The sequence below is a fragment of the Paraglaciecola mesophila genome, assembly GCF_009906955.1.
Lineage (GTDB): Bacteria > Pseudomonadota > Gammaproteobacteria > Enterobacterales > Alteromonadaceae > Paraglaciecola > Paraglaciecola mesophila_A.
The window spans coordinates 1,677,772-1,696,694 of the sequence record NZ_CP047656.1; the positions used below are offsets into that span (position 1 = coordinate 1,677,772).

Sequence of the window (18,923 nt, forward strand, 5' to 3'; positions counted from 1 at the left end):
GAATTTGTACGTGAATCGCCACACTATCGCCACAATATTGAATAAAGGATCGTATCTTGTCTTTGCAAACCTTAATAAATCAAGTCCAACTTATTCAATCCATTGACGACATCCCTGCATTTAAAGCCTGCATTAGCGACAGTTATGACTGGTTAGAGAATGAATTCAGCCGAGTTGATGTAGACAGTCTTGTACTGGGTCGTGCTGAGTTTGTTGATGCGCTGTTAAGCCACGCGTGGCAGTTACTCGATTTACATAAAGAAACCAAAATTGCCTTGGTCGCGGTGGGTGGATATGGTCGTGGCCAACTGCAACCTTATTCCGACATCGACCTGCTTTTACTTAGCCCTAGTGCATTAAGTCAATCCCAGCAAAATACCATTGGTCAATTTATCACTTTTTTGTGGGACATAGGCTTGGATATCGGGCAATCGGTGCGCACCATAAAAGAAACCGTATCTCTTGCTCGTAGCGACGTCACCATAGCAACAAACCTAGTTGAAGCGAGGTTATTGACCGGTAATCAAGACACCTTTCTTTCGTTGAATAAAAAACTACATGGACGAGGTAATTGGACCAGTAAAGATTTTTTTATTGCCAAGTCCAAAGAGCAACAAATACGTCATTCAAAATTCAAGGGCACTTCATATAACCTTGAACCCAACGTCAAAGAAAGTCCAGGGTGCCTGCGGGATATTCAAAATATTGGCTGGATTGCAAAGAAGCACTTTAAAGTAATGAAGGGCACAGAGCTGGTTGAACGCGGGTACTTCACCGAACAAGAGTTTGAAGAATTACTCGAGTGTCGCTCTAATTTATGGCGCATTCGTTTCGCGCTACACCTGCAGGCTCAACGCAGCGAAAACCGCTTACTATTTGATTATCAAAATGATGTTGCCAGCCGCTTGGGCTACGGAGACGATGGTAAAGCCTCTGTTGAGCGCATGATGAAATCTTTTTTCAGAACGGTTAGGCGTATCAGTGAGCTAAATGAAATGCTACTGCAACGTTTTGGCCATGATGTGTTGCATATCAAAGTAAAAAATCGTGTCATCATCAATCCTAGTTTTGAAATTGCCGACGGTTTACTCGCCACCAGACATGATAATGTGTTTAATGAACCAGAAGACATTCTTCAAAGTTTGCTACTCATCGCAGATACGCCGCAAATTGAAGGCTTGCATTCCAGTGTGCTTAGCCAACTGCGCTTAGCGCGTCGCAAGTTTCATAGTCAGTATTATTGCGAAAATTCGCGTTGTCGTGCCCTGTTCATTGAACTGATGCAACACCCTAACTTCTTTGGTTTAGGCTGGGATATCATGCATAAGCACGGTATTTTGCAATCTTATCTGCCCCAATGGGATCATATAGTGGGCATGATGCAATTTGACTTATTCCATGCCTATACCGTAGACGAGCATACACATCGTTTAGTGAAAAACGTATACCAATACAGCCAAGGAAACTCGGGGTTCCCACGTTGTAGTCGTATAGTACGTAATCTCGATAAACCTGAGCTGCTGTATATTGCCTCTATCTTTCATGACATAGGTAAGGGTCGAAATGGCGATCACTCCAAACTTGGCGCCCAAGATGTCGCAGAGTTTTGCAGTATGCATGGCATCAATGATAAAGATGCCGAGCTAATAGCTTGGTTGGTGGAAAGCCATCTCATGATGTCAGTTATTGCTCAGCGCCGCGATATTTACGATCCTGACGTAATAAACGAATTTGCTGGTAATGTGCGCACCCACAATCACCTGAATCACCTTTACGTACTCACCTTAGCGGATATTCGCGCTACGAACGACAACCTATGGAATGATTGGAAAGCTACTCTATTACGTGAACTGTATTTGCTCACCCAAAAAGCGCTAGATAACGGGTTGGAATGCAAAGTGGCATTGCAAGATAGAATTGATGAGCACCAGACTAAAGCTAAACGACTACTGGTAAACCGAGGCGTGAATGAAAGCCAAATAGAACAGTTTTGGAAACGCTTAACGGACGATTATTTCGTGCGCTTCAAACCCGACCAAATCGCTTGGCATGCGGGTGTTATTCTCGCCGCTCACCCTATGACTGATGATTTTTTGTTAGTTGAAGCTAATGAACATACCGCGAAGTCGGGTACTGAGTTATTAGTTTACGGTAAAGATAAGATTAATTTGTTTGCTCAGGTGGCGTCTGTGCTTGATAGCAGAAATTGCTCTATTCATGATGCGCAAATAATGAAAACCAATGACGGTTACGTTTTTGATAGCTTTATCGTGTTAGAGCAATCCGGTGATAGAATTGACTCAACAAGCCGCTTAACCAGTTTGAAAGAAGCCGTTACAAACCAACTCAACAAGCCTGGGGAAGAGCATCAGAATAGGCGTAAAATGTCACGTCAAATGAAGCAATTAGACGTACCAACCAAAGTAAGGTTTTACTCTAACCAACCTGATCAGACACTAGTCGAACTTGAAGCGTTAGATGCGCCGGGACTGCTGGCTAAGGTAGGTAATCTATTGGTAGAAATGGAGTTTTCCCTTAGAATGGCTAAAATCGCTACCATAGGTGAACGTGCAGAGGATTTATTCATTATCAGTAATAATGAAGACAAAGCCCTAACCCAAAACCAACAGGTTGAACTTAAAAAACGCTTATCCGAAACCCTAGACTAATATGCAATTATTCAGCGTAAGCCCATTGACAGTGGGCATCTGTTGCATAAACAGTGTCTGAATTCACTGTCATCATATTTTCAAATTACCGTCACCTTACTGTAAAGCCTTGCTTTTAGCCTAAGCGCTAAACAGCTAAGGGTTGAAACATGAATAACGCACTGGTTTATCGCGCGCATTACCGCACAGTTTGGTTATCTGATATTCATTTAGGCAGTAAAGACTGCAAAGCAGAATACCTACTCGACTTTTTAAACCACTCGACCATTGAGACCTTGTATTTAGTCGGCGACATTATTGATATGTGGGCGATGAGCAAACAGTTTCGTTGGCCTGAAACCCACAATCAGGTGCTGCACAAACTCATGTCTCTATCCAAAGAAGAAACCCGCGTTATCTTCTTACCCGGCAATCATGACGCGCCTTTGCAAAAGTATGATGGGATCACGTTTGGCGAGATCGAAATCGCCCGAGAAACGGTTCATACCACGGCCGATGGCAAAAAACTCTTAGTACTGCACGGCGATCAATTTGATCAAGAAGTGTGTTTTGGCCCCTTACAATCTTGGATAGGTGATAAGGCATACGATCTACTGTTATTTATTAATCGTTGGTATAACCATATTAGAGCTGCCCTTAAATTTCCCTATTGGTCCTTGGCGGGCTATTTAAAAAGCCATATAAAGGAAGCCAATAAAGCCATTCGTCGGTATAAAAATGCCTGTGCTAACCGCGCTGCAGAAATGGACTTAGACGGTGTTATTTGTGGTCATATACATCATCCCGAAGTAGACAATATTAATGGCAAGATCTACTACAATGATGGTGACTGGATAGAAAATTGCTCAGCCCTCACTGAACTACCAAACGGTGAAATGAAGTTAATTTACTGGACACAAACCGCTCATGCCAGCAATTTGTTTAATTTAAGAATGAGCAAAACAAAGAATCAAAATAAAGCTGCCTAGTGACGCAATAGCAGTTTATTTCTTGTAATGAAAATGCCACGCAACTGGCACCAAAGCGTCATATAGCCCAGCTAACATTGGCCCGAATCTAGCAATATACGGCGAGTTATATGTTCACGGTTAATGACGTTTTACACAAGCACTATCCCAAAGTAGCCGAAAAGCCTTGGTTGTTTAAATCTGCCGGTTTTGTGCTGCGCCACTTGCTTCATGAGCGCGAAATGAATGAGTTTGCTCAAAGCTACCCACACCATCAAGGACTTGAGTTTGTTGAACAGGTGCTCGAGTACTTTAATATTAGTTACTCGGTGCGTGATAACGAGCGTGAACATATTCAAAGCCAAGGCCGTTTAGTCATTATTGCCAACCATCCTATCGGTTCCCTCGATGCCCTAGCGTTGATTAAACTGGTCAGCGAAATCAGAACAGATGTAAAAGTCGTCGCCAATCAAATGTTGATGACCATAGACCCACTACATTGCATGCTACTACCGGTAAACAACATGGACGGTGGTACAGCGAAGGATCATATCCATAATATTCAGCAACACCTAGAACAAGAAGGCGCACTTTTAATATTTCCCGCGGGGGAAGTGTCGCGTTTACGCCCTCAAGGTGTGCGAGATACGCACTGGAACAGCGGTTTTTTACGCATTGCCCGTCAAGCAAAAGCACCCATTTTACCCGTGTTTATCGATGCGAAGAACTCACCACTCTTCTACGGTGTGTCCATGCTGTATAAACCGTTAGCGGCGATGCTTCTGGTCACTGAAATGTTTAAGCAAAAACGCAAACACTTACCTATGCGCGTCGGTGAAGTCATCCCGTTTGAATCATATGCCAATGATAAAATCAATCGCCTGCAGCAGGTACGCTTGCTTAAAAAACACCTTTATCGAATCGGTATGGGAAAGCAAGGCATTTTTGCTACACAAAAAGCGATCGCTATGCCAGAAAACCGTACCGAGTTAAGTCGCGCGATAAAACGCGATTGCGAGCACTTAGGTGAAACCACCGATGGTAAAGCAATTTATTTATACCAATACAATGGTAGCTCCCCTATCATGCGCGAAATCGGCCGTTTACGTGAAATCGCATTTCGCGCTGTGGGCGAAGGTAGCAACCGCCGTCGAGACATTGACCAATACGACGCCCACTACTTCCACTTGATTTTATGGGATGCAGATGACCTAGAAATTGCGGGCGCTTATCGCTTCGGTGATGCAAAAAAACTGCTTGCAAAAACTGGGGTGGATGGCTTGTACTCCGCCACGCTATTTAATTATACCGCTGCCATGCAACCCTATTTTGAGCAAGGCCTAGAATTAGGCCGGAGCTTTGTACAGCCCAGATATTGGGGTAAACGTAGTCTTGATTACTTGTGGTATGGCATAGGTGCATTCTTGAAGCGTCACCCAGACTATCGTTACTTATTTGGGCCTGTGTCATTAAGTGATACCTACCCAAAAGCCGCGAAAGACTTATTGGTGCAATTTTACCGTCAATATTTTACTCACACCGACACCATCGCCACCTCAAAAACACCTTATCATTTGGCGGGTGACTTACCTCAAACCTTCGGTGGTGGAGATTACAAAAAAGATTTTACCTTACTCAAACATTTACTCGCGAATATGGGGGTTTCTGTCCCTACCCTATATAAGCAATATACTGAGACCTACGATGATGGTGGTATTCACTTTCTCGACTTTAACATCGATGCAGACTTTGGTGACTGTATAGACGGCCTAGTGTTAGCTGATATTCAAAAACTTAAAGCCAAGAAAAAAGCCCGGTATATGCCGCAAAATGATGACAATGAAGATGTGCCTAAAGCGCCAGAAAAAACTAAAAAAGTAACATTAAAGAAGGCCAGTTAATTGATGCCTCCTTAGGGTAATGACTAATGTAGTGAACGTAAAAAGGCTATCAAAGATAGCCTTTTTACGTTTACATTTACCTTAGCGCTCGAGGTGTAAACACTCTGAGCGTCACTCGCGTTATGATGTACTGTCTCTTGCTGTACTGACTCGGTTAGGCTTTCTTTTTGCCTAATGCTACGACCTCAGCCTTTTCGTCAGACAATACACTTTTCGCTTCAGCCCCCTTGAACATCTTGCCAACGGCGTCTTTATTTTTTGACAGCATGATGGCCAGATCTTCTAATACGTCAGCCTCGAACTTCATCCCTTTAGCATCAATGTATTCCGCTAAGTTGTCCGCTACCTCTAGCATCTTATCGTATTTATCAGCTTCTTTTTTATCTGCGGTCACAAACTTTTCAACCCCTTTATGCTCAACGACGTATCTGGTAATAATGACCATATTTGTATCCTCAATTGCGTGTCTGTACAAAATATAGCACAACACCTGTTTTTATGTACAGTTCATTTTATACCAACGAGCAAATATAAAAAAACCAGCACTTGGCTGGTTTTCATAATAGTTAGTTTGGCATTAACGATTAATGCCCTTCACTTACCTGATTGACAGTGTAGCGCGGAATTTCCACCACGAGATCTTCGTCTTTTATAATTGCTTGGCAGCCTAAACGCGAATCAGGTTCAAGACCCCATGCTTTGTCAAGCAGATCGTCTTCTAACTCATCGCTTTCATCAAGCGACTCAAAACCTTCACGTACAATCACGTGGCATGTTGTGCACGCACAAGACTTCTCACACGCGTGCTCAATGCCAATACCATTTTTTAAAGCGACATCAAGTACGGTTGTGCCTTCTGGCGCTTCTAACACTGCTCCGTCAGGGCAAAGTTCAGCGTGGGGTAAAAAAATCACTTGTGGCATCTGTAGTTTCCTTAAATCGAAAAATTATGTTCTGACGCAATATAAAATTAAATACTGTCAACCGTATGGCCGGCTAATGCTTTCTTGATTGAATGATCCATACGTTTTTCAGCGAATATTTGACTCGCTGCATCTGCAGCGCTGATGGCTTGCTTGATGGCGTCAATATCGTCATTTTTGCCTGCTGTATCAAGTACGACTAAGCTGGCTTGAATGGTTTCTATCTCAGAAACGCTCAATAGCTCTGCACCGTCTGCATTCAATGCAGCCTGCAGGGCTTCATGGACTCTTGCTGCTTCAACTTGCTGCTCTTTGAGCATCCGGGCTTGCATATCACCCGTGGCGTTTTGCATAGATGCTTTAAGCATGTCACTGATTTGTGACTCGTCGAGCCCATAAGATGGTTTAACCTGAATCTCAGCTTGCACGCCACTGGACTTTTCCATCGCCATCACGTTTAGTAACCCATCGGCGTCGACTTGGAATGTAACCCGAATATGCGCCGCACCTGCAGCCATAGGAGGAATACCATGCAAGGTAAATTTCGCTAATGAACGACAATCATCAACCAACTCTCGCTCGCCTTGCAGCACATGGATCATCATAGCCGTTTGACCATTTTTAAACGTGGTAAATTCTTGGGCTTTCGCCACCGGGATAGTGGTATTACGGTGAATAACTTTCTCAACCAAACCGCCCATAGTTTCTAAACCAAGCGATAGAGGCAATACATCCAATAACAACATTTCGCCATCAGGCTTATTACCGACTAAGATATCAGCCTGAATAGAGGCCCCTATGGCCACCACTTTATCAGGATCGATAGACGTCAGAGGGTCACGGCCAAAGAAGGCACCAACCTGTTCGCGCACATAAGGTACACGGGTTGAGCCACCGACCATGACAACTTCTAATACTTCGTCTTTCTCTAGCTCTGAATCTTTTAGCGCTCTGCGACATGCGCGCAGGGTATTCTTTACCAAACCAGTTATTAGCTCTTCAAACATCACACGGCTAATAGATAAGCTGCGTTGATTTTGCTCATCATCAATAAGCTCTACTGTCACAGAGTCCTTGTCACTCATGGTTTCTTTAGCAAATTTAGCCTTATCAAGTAACACCCTATGCAAACGTTTTGATAACGCGCCTTCAAGCCCAAGCTGTTGACGGAAATACGTAACGATAGCGTGGTCAAAATCATCACCACCTAAGGCCGAATCACCACCAGTAGCAAGAACTTCGAATACCCCTTTACTCAGGCGCAAAATAGAAATATCAAATGTACCACCGCCTAAATCATATACTGCAATCACACCTTCTTGAGCTGAATCTAAACCATAGGCTATGGCAGCTGCTGTAGGTTCATTTAACAAGCGCAATACTTTTAAGCCGGCTAATTGAGCGGCGTCCTTAGTTCCTTGACGCTGAGCATCATCAAAATAGGCAGGAACTGTCACCACAGCGCCACTTAACTCTTCGCCTAAGCTTTGCTCTGCGCGTAAACGCAGTGCAGTCAGTATTTCAGATGACACCTCTACTGGATTCACCTGGCGCCCTACGACATTTAACAGAGGTGAGCTGGGGTTTGACTCATCGAAATCGTAAGGTAAATTTGGGTAGCTACTACGGATGTCACTGAGGCTTCGACCTAAAAAGCGTTTAACGGAAACAATCGTATTAGCAGGATCTAGACTCGCATCTAGCTTGGCCTGCTCACCCACTACAACGCTATTAGCTGCATATTTCACCACTGAAGGTAACAGGTGCTGATTGTTGTCGTCGCCCAGCGTTTCCGCCTGACCGCTACGTACAGTCGCCACTAGGGAGTTTGTTGTGCCTAAATCGATACCCACAGCAAGCTTACGCTGATGCGGAGCTGCGCTTAGGCCTGGTTCTGCGATTTGGAGTAATGCCATTATAAAAACCGTTTAGTTGTTTCAAAAGTCGCTTAATGCGTCTTCTTTGAGTTCAATTTCGTGCCGTAACTTAAATAAAAATTTTAGTTTACGTACCAGATTTGCCGCGTTTTCATTTGATTCATCATCAAATTGTTCAAGTAATGTGCCAAGCTCACTCAACAATCGCGTTATGTCTGCCGCCACATCTTCATCCAAAGATTCAAGAGCACTAAGAGGGTCACTAGCATGTTGTGCATCATTTAATTGTTCGCGCCATTCCATTTGCTGCATTAAAAATGCGCCATCTTGCATGGTTTTTTGCTCATGCTGTAACTCTACACCCCGCAGCTCTAGCATATGCTCTGCTCGGCTAAGGGGGGTTTTTAACACTTGATAACCGTCATTTACTTGGGCGTTTTTTTGCAATGCGATGAGTTTGTCGCGCTCACTGGCCGTCGCAAATTTATCTGGATGAGTAAGCTTCTGTAGCTGCTGATACGTCGCTGCAAGCGCTGCTTTGTCGATATCAAATGAAGGCGTTAGATTGAATAGCGCAAAATAATTCATAACAATTAGCGTCTTTTGATGGTAGATCATTTTGATGCAAACCGCGCAGCGGGATTACATCGTGATAAACGTTCGCGTTAGCTAATAAAAAGCAGGCTTGTTAGCCTGCTTCTTTAAGCCACGTATTGTCTTTATACGTTGAAACTTTCGCCGCAGCCGCATTCGCCGTTTGCATTAGGGTTATTAAATTGAAACCCTTCATTGAGACCTTCTTTAGCAAAGTCCAATTCGGTCCCATCCAAGTACACCAAGCTCTTGCCGTCAATAATAATTTTAACGCCATTATCTTCAAAAACGTGGTCATCTTCGTTTAACTCGTCGACAAATTCCAATACATAGGCTAAACCAGAACAACCAGTGGTTTTGACTCCCAAGCGCAAGCCTAGCCCTGAGCCTCTGTTTTGCAGAAAGCTAGTAGCGCGTTGTGCCGCGGCCTCAGAAATTTTAATTCCCACTTTGGTCTCCTTATTCGTCTAACGTTTACAGGTGTTTCTTTTTGTAATCTTCAACTGCTGCTTTAATGGCATCTTCGGCCAAAATTGAACAGTGAATTTTTACCGGCGGCAATGCCAGCTCTTCAGCAATATCGGTATTTGAAATCTTAACCGCATCGTCAATTGATTTGCCTTTAACCCATTCTGTCACTAATGAGCTAGACGCAATCGCTGAGCCACAACCGTACGTTTTGAATTTCGCATCTTCGATTATACCGGTCGCACCGATTTTCAATTGCAATTTCATAACGTCACCACATGCTGGTGCGCCGACCATACCCGTAGCTATACTAGGATCGTTTTTGTCAAAGCCACCCACGTTACGTGGATTTTCGTAGTGATCGATTACTTTTTCGCTGTAAGCCATGATGGTTACCTCATTTGTGAAGGCGTTATCGCCTTACTGTCAATTCTATCATTTGTTCAAATACTAGTGGTGAGCCCACTCAACCGTATTCAAATCAATGCCTTCTTTGTACATATCCCACAAAGGAGACATATCACGTAATTTGTCGATTGCGTTACGTACTACGCTGACCACATGATCAATTTCTGCTTCAGTGGTAAAACGGCCGATTGTGAAACGAATTGAGCTGTGCGCTAACTCATCGTTCAAGCCTAGTGCGCGAAGCACATATGAAGGCTCTAAGCTGGCTGAAGTACAAGCAGAACCTGAGGACACGGCCATATCTTTAAGAGCCATAATCAAAGATTCGCCTTCAACGAAAGCAAAACTCACATTTAAGTTTGCCGCAACGCGTTGCTCTATGTCACCGTTAATATAAACCGCTTCAATGTCTTTAATGCCGTCCCATAAACGATTGCGCAGCATTAAGATGCGTTCATTCTCAGTCGCCATTTCTTCTTGTGCGATACGGAATGCTTCGCCCATACCAACGATTTGATGCGTTGCCATAGTGCCAGAACGCATACCGCGCTCGTGGCCGCCACCATGCATTTGCGCTTCAAGACGAACGCGAGGCTTACGGCTAACATAAAGCGCACCGATCCCTTTAGGGCCATAAGACTTATGGGCTGAGAAGGACATCATGTCTACTTTCAGCGCTTGTAAATCGATAGCCACTTTACCTGTACTTTGGGCTGCATCAACATGAAATAGCACTTTGCGTTCGCGACATACTTCACCGATAGCTGCAATGTCTTGAATCACACCAATTTCGTTATTCACGTGCATAACGCTAGCAAGGATGGTGTCAGGGCGGATAGCCGCAGTAAATTTTTCGATATCAACCAAGCCATTCGGCTCAGGATCTAAGTAAGTAACTTCAAAGCCTTCACGCTCTAACTGACGGCATGTATCAAGTACGGCCTTGTGCTCAGTCTTCACTGTAATAAGGTGCTTGCCTTTCTTACCGTAAAAATGCGCTGCACCTTTAATTGCAAGGTTATTTGATTCAGTTGCACCAGAGGTGAAAACAATTTCACGCGGATCAGCATTAATCAAATCAGCAATTTGATTACGGGCAACGTCGACAGCTTCTTCTGCTACCCAACCGAAACGGTGAGAACGAGACGCAGGGTTACCAAAGTTGCCTTCGTTGGTTAAACATTCCGCCATTTTGGCAGCAACGCGAGGATCAACCGGGGTGGTTGATGAATAATCTAAATAAATTGGTAACTTAATGTCGCTCATTGTTTACTCCGCTTATTTACTGCAAGCTCACTTCGATTTCGTTGCCAGCAATATAATTAAGATGTTTCGTTTTATCTTGTCTGTCTGCCACTAACTTCACGTCGTGCTGCGCCATCAGCTCTCCAAGGGTGATACCATCGAGAAAAAGGCTGATGCGCTCGCTTAAATCCTGCCATAAACTGTGGGTAAGACAGCGTTCACCACCTTGGCAATCTGATTGGCCCTGACAACGCGTTGCGTCAACTGACTCATCTACCGCTCGGATCACTTCACCAATAGGTATATCACTGGGATTGCGACCTAACTTATAACCGCCACCAGGACCACGAACACTGTCGACCAATTTTTCTCTACGTAGACGTGAAAAAAGTTGCTCTAAATAAGATAATGATATTTCTTGGCGTTCAGATATATCGGCTAACGACACGGGACCACGCTGTGAATGTAATGCTACATCCAACATTGCTGTAACAGCGTAACGACCTTTAGAAGTTAATTTCATTCTGAACACCTAGCTAAAAACTTGCAGCTATTGTCCCAAACCCGACTATTTTAGTCAAGTATTTATCCTACTGTTTTACTCAAGTATTTTTAACGAGCAACTGTAGGTCGCTAATAGATCCAACGTTAGATTTGTGGGTCGAAAGACGCTTTCGCTGATTCTTTTTCCGCCGTCGTTAAATGATCACCAAAACTATCAATTTCAAGGGTAGGCAACGACTTACCACAAACACTCCCCCCCATGTTATTGATCTCTTTACACATTTCTTCGACCTTAGTATCAATAAGGTGAACGTGGTCAAGCATTAGGCCAATCGCGTTAGCAACCGGGTCGGGGTTTTCATCAGAAATGGCATAGGCATCGAAGCCGTATTTACGCGCAATTTTAGCTCTGTGGCCGTTCTGTTCCTTGTTAGCGCTGGGCATGACGATACGCCCTGGTATCCCCACGACGGTAGCCCCTTCTGGTGCGTCTTTAACCACCACTGAGTTAGAACCAACCTTAACCCCTTTATGCATAGTAATAGGCCCAAGAATTTTAGCCCCAGCTCCGATAACAACATTATCTTCTAAAGTGGGATGGCGTTTGCCTGCGCTCCATGATGTACCACCAAGGGTGACACCGTGATAAAGGGTCACATTGTCGCCAATTTCTGCTGTTTCCCCGATGACGACGCCCATTCCGTGATCAATAAAGAAGCGGCGACCCAGCTTTGCTCCAGGATGAATTTCAACCCCTGTTGCCCAACGAGAAAATGTTGATAAGCTGCGCGCTAACCAGCGCCAATTTGCTTTCCACAAACGATGGCTTAAACGATGAAACCAAATGGCATGCAGCCCAGGGTAATTGGTTAACACTTCAAAGGTATTGCGCGCCGCAGGATCGCGATGGAATACACTTTGAATATCTTCTTTAATGCGCTCAAACATAATTATTTGCTTTCTTTGCTGCTCTTTTCGATGGACGCCAAAATGCCACGCAGTATGTTCAGCTCTTGGGTTTCAGGACGAGCACGATTAAACAAGCGGCGTAATTTGGTCATGACCATACCTGGATGTTTTGGAATGATAAAATTCGTTTTGAATAGGGTTTGTTCCAAATGGCTATAAAAACCTTCTAGCTCTTCTGCCAGCGGGTATTCTCCCTGCACAGTGGTCTCATGTCGCGTTTCATTAAGATGGGCCATCCGAATTTCGTAACATAGCGTTTGTACTGCGGCGGCCAAGTTCAACGAGCTATATTCAGGATTGGCGGGAATACATACATGGAAATGGCATTGCTGTAGCTCCTCGTTACTTAAACCGTTGTTTTCGCGGCCAAATACTAAGGCAACAGGATAATTAGGCACTTCGGATACTAACTTTTCACCGCATTCACGAGGCTCAAGCATAGGCCAAGATAACGTTCTAGAGCGGGCACTTGTACCAACGACTAAACCGCAGTCCGCGACAGCCTCTGCTACGGTCGACACCGTTTTTGCATTGGCCAGTACGTCACCCGCACCAGCCGCTAAGGCACTGGACTTACCATCAGGGGGAGACACAGGATCAACCAGCACCAGCTGACTCAAGCCCATGGTTTTCATGGCTCGCGCTGTTGAACCAATATTGCCCGTATGGGATGTGTTAACCAGTACGATTTTAATATTTTCTAGCATAGCAAGGGTTTATCTGACGGTTTGCGGATTTTAGGGCGCGGATAATAGCACATTTTGCGCACGAAAGTAGTATTGGCGCGGCCCGTACCCTGATGTAGTTGCTACAAATTATGTGCGCGTTAACGTTTTGGCCAAGTTTACCTCAGAATTAAAGCACCTTACCTTTATAAAACTGGCAGAAATGAAAACGTTCGTAATCACTCAAAGGCTCAAGGTAGGTGTTCTGCACTGCTACGCCAAACTCAATTTCATCTTGCACCTGTGCCTCAAACGACGCAACCCAAGGAAGGCTTTTCGGGCCACTCAACTGAACATAAGGATATTGAGTGACCTTCCAAAAACCTGAAAGTAGCGTTTCTTGCTTGTTATCAAAGGTATCAGCTTCACTGTTTTCTTGAAGCGCGCTAACCAGGGTGTAAGTTTTGTCTAAATTTAGCAGCAACTGCACTTCTACAACACACGCTTTGCTATAGTAGCGACCAACAAGTCCTTCATAGGACCTCAATGCCGCCACATCTAGGCCTTCAGGAATTAAAAACAACCCTATAGAATCACCAGTGAAAGAATGATTATTACTAAAAAGTGGCACTTCACTTTCAACCGAATACCCTAATTTCGCCGTGCTTTGCGTTAAGCGTGTTAACTCACTCTGTTCGGGTAGCATCAGTGAGTAAACTAGGCTATTTCTTCTAATCGAAATAGGAAAAGTAAGCTGATTAACATCAACATCAAAATCATCTTTTTCTAATTGCTCGGATATTCTGTTTACCTCTGATTCTGAAAGGTACTTAGCGTACAAATGTACTTGGGTATGACCACAACCTGATAACCCCAACAATATACCGCACAACAAAATCCATCTCATTTCGCACTCCTTATTGATTAAATACAATTTGCCCTTGGTAAAGCTCTAACGGCAGACCGTCAGGGTCGGCAAAGAAAGTAAATTTTTTATCGGTGTACTCATCCACTCTGATTGGCTCAACCTCAACTCCTTTTGCCGTTAAAACAGAAGCCGTTTTTTCCACATCCTCAACCACAAACGCTAAGTGGCGTAAGCCTTGTGCTTCTGGACGAGAGGGGCGCGCAGGTGCCCCGGGAAACGAAAACAGTTCAATCTGCCCACCATCGGGTAGTGCTAAATCTAGTTTGTACGAGTCGCGATGGGCACGGTAATTTTCGGCAATAACCCTAAGCCCTAGAATTTCGGTATAAAAGTGCTTCGAGCGCGCATAGTCGCTGCAGATAACGGCAACGTGATGAATTCGTTTTAACATTAGGTACGCTTAATCTGGTATTAAAAATAAGTAAACTGAGACATGTACGCTAACATAGTTTGTGATAAATCCAGATTATGATTGCGAATATTCTGTGGTTTGATACACTGCGCGGCGATTTTTTGTTCACCTGTTGCCTAATCTGTAACGGATGACAAATCCTTATCTTAACGTTCTTTTAAAAATTGGTGGTTTTACTATGCATCCTATGCTGAATATAGCAGTGCGCGCGGCGCGTTCTGCGGGCAACGTCATTGCTCGTGGTTTTGAAAATCAATCTGAACTCATGATTGAAGCCAAAGGCAGTAACGACTTCGTAACGCGAGTCGACAAAGAAGCCGAGCAAGCAATTATTCGCAAAATTCAGCAATCTTACCCTGATCACTGTTTTGTAGGTGAAGAAGGTGGCGTAGTAGAAGGTAGCAACACTGATTATAAATGGATCATTGACCCGCTAGACGGCACCACCAATTTTATTAAGGGTATCCCCCACTTCGCAGTTTCTATTGCACTGATGCACAAAGGTCGTTTAGACCAAGCAGTAGTATTCGATCCGATTCGCGGCGAACTATTTACTGCAAGTAAAGGCGCAGGCGCTCAACTTAACGGTTTCCGTATTCGTGCTAGTAAAGCAAAAGAGTTGAATCAAACGATCCTTGCCACCGCACTACCATACAAAAACAAAGACACCTTGCCCACTTACCTTGAAAGCTTCCGCAACATCTTTTTTCAAGCCGGTGACGTACGCCGTAGTGGTTCAGCTGCTCTGGATTTAGCATACGTTGCTGCTGGTCGCTATGACGGATACTGGGAAAGTGGCTTGAAGCCTTGGGATATTGCAGCGGGTGAACTTCTCGTTCGTGAAGCTGGCGGCTTAGTAACAGATTTTAAAGGTAACAACGACCCTATGCAAAACGGTGACATCGTTGCTGGAAGCGCTAAAGTCGTGCAAACCCTAGTCAAGAATTTGAAAGCTTAAGGTTGTAATAGGTTAAGAGCGTAATGACGTAAGAACGTATGACCTTTTTAAAGCGAGCCCTATGGCTCGCTTTTTTTGTAGCCAAAAAAGACGACCAATCTTTGCATTCAAAAGCTGAGTACCGAGTACCGAATAGAAAGTGTTAGCATAAATACACCAACAAAAAAGCCGCTTGATGGTTAATCAAACGGCTCTCGATGCGCAACTCTGTTTACCCTTATGGGTAATCTAATTTGCTACAGCATTGACTCTTGGTCAGCACCTTCTTTTTCAATCTCTGTAGGCATCAAGTCTTCACGGCTTACACCTAACCATAGCGCCACTAAGCTAGCAACGTAGATCGACGAATACGTACCGATTATCACACCAAACAGCAATGCAGTTGCAAAGCCATGAATAGTTGCCCCGCCTAAGAAGAACAATGACATCAATACCAATATCGTTGTAAGTGAGGTAATAATGGTACGGTTCAAAGTCTGGGTCAGTGAAATATTAATAATCTCTTCGGTTTCTGAATTACGTATTTTACGGAAGTTTTCACGGATCCTATCTGATACGACTATGGTATCGTTCAAGGAGTAACCAATAACAGCAAGTACAGCAGCCAATACCGTTAAATCGAATTCTAGTTGTAAAACCGAGAACAGACCCAAGGTAATGATCACGTCATGGGCAAGCGCCACAACTGAACCCAAAGCAAAACGCCATTCGAATCGCATTGCTACGTATACCAGAATACAAAGCAAGGAGACCAACATGGCTAACCCGCCCTGCTCGGCTAGTTCGTCACCAATATTTGGCCCAACAAAGGCAATACCACGTTTTTCAACACTCGGATCGGCTGCTTGTAACGCGGCGACAACGCGGTCGCCAATTTCGACGTTTTTAACGCCTTCCATCGGCGCAATGCGAATAAGTATGTCTTGGCTACTACCGTAGTTTTGCACCGTCGGCTCAATAAAACCGGCTTGGGTTAACTCAGCGCGAACCGCGTCTAAGTTAGCCACACCTTCATATCGCATTTCAATCTGCGTACCGCCGGTGAAGTCCAAACCCCAATTAAGCTGATTAACACCAAGGGATACCAAAGAGCCGATAACCAGTAACGCGGATAGTATCGCTGCGGGAACGCGTAACGACATAAAGCCAACAGTTTCTTTCATGTTTAACAATTGCATGTCAGCGCTCCTATATTGATAATTTTTTCAAAGGCTTACCACCACACCATGCATTTACAACAGCACGGGTAACAAAAATAGCGGTAAACATGGAAGTGGCAATACCAATCATTAAGGTGATCGAGAAGCCTTTAATTGGACCTGTGCCCACAGCAAACAAAATCAGACCGGCAATAAAAGTAGTGATGTTGGCATCAAGAATGGTCGAGAATGCACTGTCGTACCCATGGTGTATTGCCTGTTGCGGGCTGCGCCCTTCACGTAGCTCTTCACGGATACGCTCGAATATCAGAACGTTTGCATCAACCGCCATACCAACAGTTAACACGATACCCGCCATACCAGGTAGCGATAATGTTGCGCCAGGGATCATCGACATAATGCCAACGATCATCACTAAGTTTAGAGTTAGAGCAAGGTTCGCGACCAAACCAAATGCTTTGTAATAAATCAGCATAAAGATAAGTACTGCGACAAAGCCCCAAATGATGGCTTGTGTACCCAGTGCAATGTTCTCTTTACCTAAGCTTGGCCCAACAGTGCGCTCTTCTACAATTTGAATAGGTGCTATCAGTGCACCAGCTCTGAGTAGTAGCGACAGGTTGTGGGCTTCTTGTGGCGAGTCTAACCCAGTAATACGGAAACTGCTGCCCAAGCGTGCTTGAATGGTAGCGATACTGATCACTTCACGCTTCGCTTCAAAAATCAGCTTGTCGTTAGCATCTCGCTCACCGGTTGATTTATATTCAATGAAGACGGTCGCCATCGGCTTACCAATACTGTCTTTGGTAAACTGTGACATCTTACTGCCACCTTTAGAATCAAGTGAAATATTCACCTGAGGAATACCGTACTCATCTGCGCTAGAGTTAGCATCAATGATGTGATTACCAGTCAAAATGATTTTCTTTTTCAGCAACTGCGGCTGACCTTGTTGATCGAGTACCAGTTCAGAGCCTGCAGGTACACGCCCCGCAACCGCATCACGTACATCATGATCTAAATCTACCGAGCGGAATTCTAACGTTGCCGTTGCATTTAGAATTTCTTTAGCACGGGCAGTATCTTGTATACCAGGTAATTGCACGGCGATGCGATCAACGCCTTGCTTTTGTACACTTGGCTCAGCCACACCTAATTGATTTACCCGATTACGGATAATGGTGATGTTCTGCTTGACCGCGTAATCACGGGTTTCAGCAAGCTTTTGCTCTGACATACTGACCACGATTTTAAGGTCATTTTTCTCAGTGAAAACCAAGTCACGATTACGGTTACGTAAAAAGAACTCTGCTTTATCTAGGGTATCTTGGTCACGGAAGAATATTTCAACCCCGCCTTCAACTTGGCGCACAGTGCGATAGCGAATCCCCTCTTCACGTAAAGCACTTCTAAAGTCTGACACCATGTCTTCAAATGACTTATTGACTGCAGAGTTCATGTCTACTTCCATTAAAAAGTGCACACCACCACGCAAATCTAGGCCGAGTTTCATTGGCGCACCACCAATGGCCTCAAGCCACGCTGGGGTATCTGGGGCTAAGTTCATAGCAACATAGTAATCGTCACCTAACGCTCGCTGCAGGGTTTCTCGTGCGATTAGCTGACTATCGGAATTGGTTAAGCGAACTAAAATTTGTTCATTATCTAGCGCGATATTTTTTGCTTCTATGTTTTCGCTAGATAAGGTTTCTGTGACCTTGTTTAACAGTGACTCATCGACACTGGCATTGCGGCCGGCAGAGATTTGAACGGCGTAGTCTTCACCGTACAAATTTGGCGTAGCGTATAGAGCACACATACCGACGATAAAAATCAGTACAAGATACTTCCATAACGGAGTTTGGTTTAACACGTGAAAATCCTTCCATTTTGAATGTCGTAAACATAAATAAAGCGGGCAATCGCCCGCTTTATTTAAGGTAACTCATTTTAAATCGCTTTCATTGTGCCTTTTGGCAACACAGCTGAGATAGCAGATTTTTGTACAACGATGTTGGTTGTATCGTTAAGTGCAATCTCAAGAAAATCCTTCTCTTCTGACACTTTCACTATACGACCTACCATGCCGCCTTGCGTCAAGACTTCATCGCCTTTACTCAATGAGCTAACCAAATTTTTATGCTCTTTTACACGCTTTGCTTGAGGGCGGTATAACATAAAATAAAAAATCAATCCGAATACGCCAAGCATAATTAGCATTTCGAAACCGCCGCCTGTTGCACCACCTGGTGCTGCCTGTGCATGTGCATCAGAGATAAATAAGCTCATAAATTC

Annotated in this window: 19 protein-coding genes; 4 read left to right on the forward strand and 15 right to left on the reverse strand. The window is 44.2% G+C overall.

Going from position 1 to position 18,923, the window contains the following annotated elements:
- The first annotated feature begins 56 nt into the window (after positions 1 to 56).
- The 3 genes from glnD to FX988_RS07205 all read left to right on the forward strand — a co-directional run bounded on the left by glnD (position 57) and on the right by FX988_RS07205 (position 5,517).
- The gene (gene glnD, locus FX988_RS07195; protein ID WP_160178993.1) at positions 57 to 2,669 is read left to right on the forward strand and encodes a [protein-PII] uridylyltransferase; all 2,613 of its coding nucleotides are present in this window, start codon (positions 57 to 59) and stop codon (positions 2,667 to 2,669) included.
- Positions 2,670 to 2,818: 149 nt separating this feature from the next.
- A complete protein-coding gene (locus FX988_RS07200; protein ID WP_160178994.1) occupies positions 2,819 to 3,637 on the forward strand; it encodes a UDP-2,3-diacylglucosamine diphosphatase in 819 nt (272 codons plus the stop codon).
- Between the two features lie 110 nt (positions 3,638 to 3,747).
- Positions 3,748 to 5,517 carry a GNAT family N-acyltransferase gene (locus FX988_RS07205; RefSeq protein ID WP_160178995.1) on the forward strand — a complete coding sequence of 590 codons (1,770 nt, stop codon included), beginning with the start codon at positions 3,748 to 3,750 and terminating at the stop codon, positions 5,515 to 5,517.
- A gap of 154 nt (positions 5,518 to 5,671) precedes the next feature.
- Here FX988_RS07205 and FX988_RS07210 read toward each other — a convergent pair whose 3' ends face one another.
- The 12 genes from FX988_RS07210 to FX988_RS07265 all read right to left on the reverse strand — a co-directional run bounded on the left by FX988_RS07210 (position 5,672) and on the right by FX988_RS07265 (position 14,489).
- The gene (locus tag FX988_RS07210) at positions 5,672 to 5,962 is read right to left on the reverse strand and encodes a YebG family protein (protein ID WP_160178996.1); all 291 of its coding nucleotides are present in this window, start codon (positions 5,960 to 5,962) and stop codon (positions 5,672 to 5,674) included.
- A gap of 139 nt (positions 5,963 to 6,101) precedes the next feature.
- Entirely contained in the window at positions 6,102 to 6,440 is a 339-nt protein-coding gene (fdx, locus tag FX988_RS07215) for an ISC system 2Fe-2S type ferredoxin (RefSeq protein WP_160178997.1), read from the reverse strand.
- A gap of 47 nt (positions 6,441 to 6,487) precedes the next feature.
- Positions 6,488 to 8,356, reverse strand: a complete 1,869-nt coding sequence (gene hscA / locus FX988_RS07220) for a Fe-S protein assembly chaperone HscA (RefSeq protein ID WP_160178998.1) — start codon at positions 8,354 to 8,356, stop codon at positions 6,488 to 6,490.
- Between the two features lie 21 nt (positions 8,357 to 8,377).
- Positions 8,378 to 8,905: a co-chaperone HscB gene (gene hscB / locus FX988_RS07225; protein ID WP_160178999.1), complete on the reverse strand. Its 528-nt coding sequence runs from the start codon at positions 8,903 to 8,905 to the stop codon at positions 8,378 to 8,380.
- A 131-nt stretch (positions 8,906 to 9,036) separates the two neighbouring features.
- On the reverse strand, positions 9,037 to 9,360 hold the full coding sequence (iscA, locus tag FX988_RS07230; RefSeq protein ID WP_160179000.1) for an iron-sulfur cluster assembly protein IscA: 324 nt from the start codon (positions 9,358 to 9,360) through the stop codon (positions 9,037 to 9,039).
- Between the two features lie 25 nt (positions 9,361 to 9,385).
- Positions 9,386 to 9,766 (reverse strand): Fe-S cluster assembly scaffold IscU, encoded by a 381-nt coding sequence (gene iscU, locus FX988_RS07235; RefSeq protein WP_007988965.1) that lies wholly within the window; start codon positions 9,764 to 9,766, stop codon positions 9,386 to 9,388.
- Between the two features lie 63 nt (positions 9,767 to 9,829).
- A complete protein-coding gene (locus tag FX988_RS07240; protein WP_007988966.1) occupies positions 9,830 to 11,053 on the reverse strand; it encodes an IscS subfamily cysteine desulfurase in 1,224 nt (407 codons plus the stop codon).
- 16 nt (positions 11,054 to 11,069) lie between these two features.
- Positions 11,070 to 11,555, reverse strand: a complete 486-nt coding sequence (gene iscR, locus FX988_RS07245) for a Fe-S cluster assembly transcriptional regulator IscR (protein ID WP_160179001.1) — start codon at positions 11,553 to 11,555, stop codon at positions 11,070 to 11,072.
- Between the two features lie 125 nt (positions 11,556 to 11,680).
- Positions 11,681 to 12,484, reverse strand: a complete 804-nt coding sequence (gene cysE / locus FX988_RS07250; protein ID WP_160179002.1) for a serine O-acetyltransferase — start codon at positions 12,482 to 12,484, stop codon at positions 11,681 to 11,683.
- Between the two features lie 2 nt (positions 12,485 to 12,486).
- The gene (gene trmJ, locus FX988_RS07255) at positions 12,487 to 13,212 is read right to left on the reverse strand and encodes a tRNA (cytosine(32)/uridine(32)-2'-O)-methyltransferase TrmJ (protein WP_160179003.1); all 726 of its coding nucleotides are present in this window, start codon (positions 13,210 to 13,212) and stop codon (positions 12,487 to 12,489) included.
- Between the two features lie 148 nt (positions 13,213 to 13,360).
- Entirely contained in the window at positions 13,361 to 14,077 is a 717-nt protein-coding gene (locus FX988_RS07260; RefSeq protein WP_160179004.1) for a hypothetical protein, read from the reverse strand.
- A 10-nt stretch (positions 14,078 to 14,087) separates the two neighbouring features.
- Entirely contained in the window at positions 14,088 to 14,489 is a 402-nt protein-coding gene (locus FX988_RS07265) for a VOC family protein (protein ID WP_160179005.1), read from the reverse strand.
- 199 nt (positions 14,490 to 14,688) lie between these two features.
- Here FX988_RS07265 and suhB point away from each other — a divergent pair, with 199 nt between their 5' ends.
- The gene (gene suhB, locus FX988_RS07270) at positions 14,689 to 15,468 is read left to right on the forward strand and encodes an inositol-1-monophosphatase (protein WP_160182124.1); all 780 of its coding nucleotides are present in this window, start codon (positions 14,689 to 14,691) and stop codon (positions 15,466 to 15,468) included.
- A gap of 236 nt (positions 15,469 to 15,704) precedes the next feature.
- Here suhB and secF read toward each other — a convergent pair whose 3' ends face one another.
- The 3 genes from secF to yajC form a co-directional block, all read right to left on the reverse strand.
- Positions 15,705 to 16,646, reverse strand: a complete 942-nt coding sequence (gene secF / locus FX988_RS07275) for a protein translocase subunit SecF (RefSeq protein ID WP_160179006.1) — start codon at positions 16,644 to 16,646, stop codon at positions 15,705 to 15,707.
- 10 nt (positions 16,647 to 16,656) lie between these two features.
- Complete coding sequence (gene secD, locus FX988_RS07280) at positions 16,657 to 18,501, reverse strand: protein translocase subunit SecD (RefSeq protein WP_160179007.1); 1,845 nt, start codon at positions 18,499 to 18,501, stop codon at positions 16,657 to 16,659.
- Between the two features lie 77 nt (positions 18,502 to 18,578).
- Entirely contained in the window at positions 18,579 to 18,917 is a 339-nt protein-coding gene (yajC, locus tag FX988_RS07285) for a preprotein translocase subunit YajC (RefSeq protein ID WP_006992085.1), read from the reverse strand.
- Positions 18,918 to 18,923 lie beyond the last annotated feature (6 nt).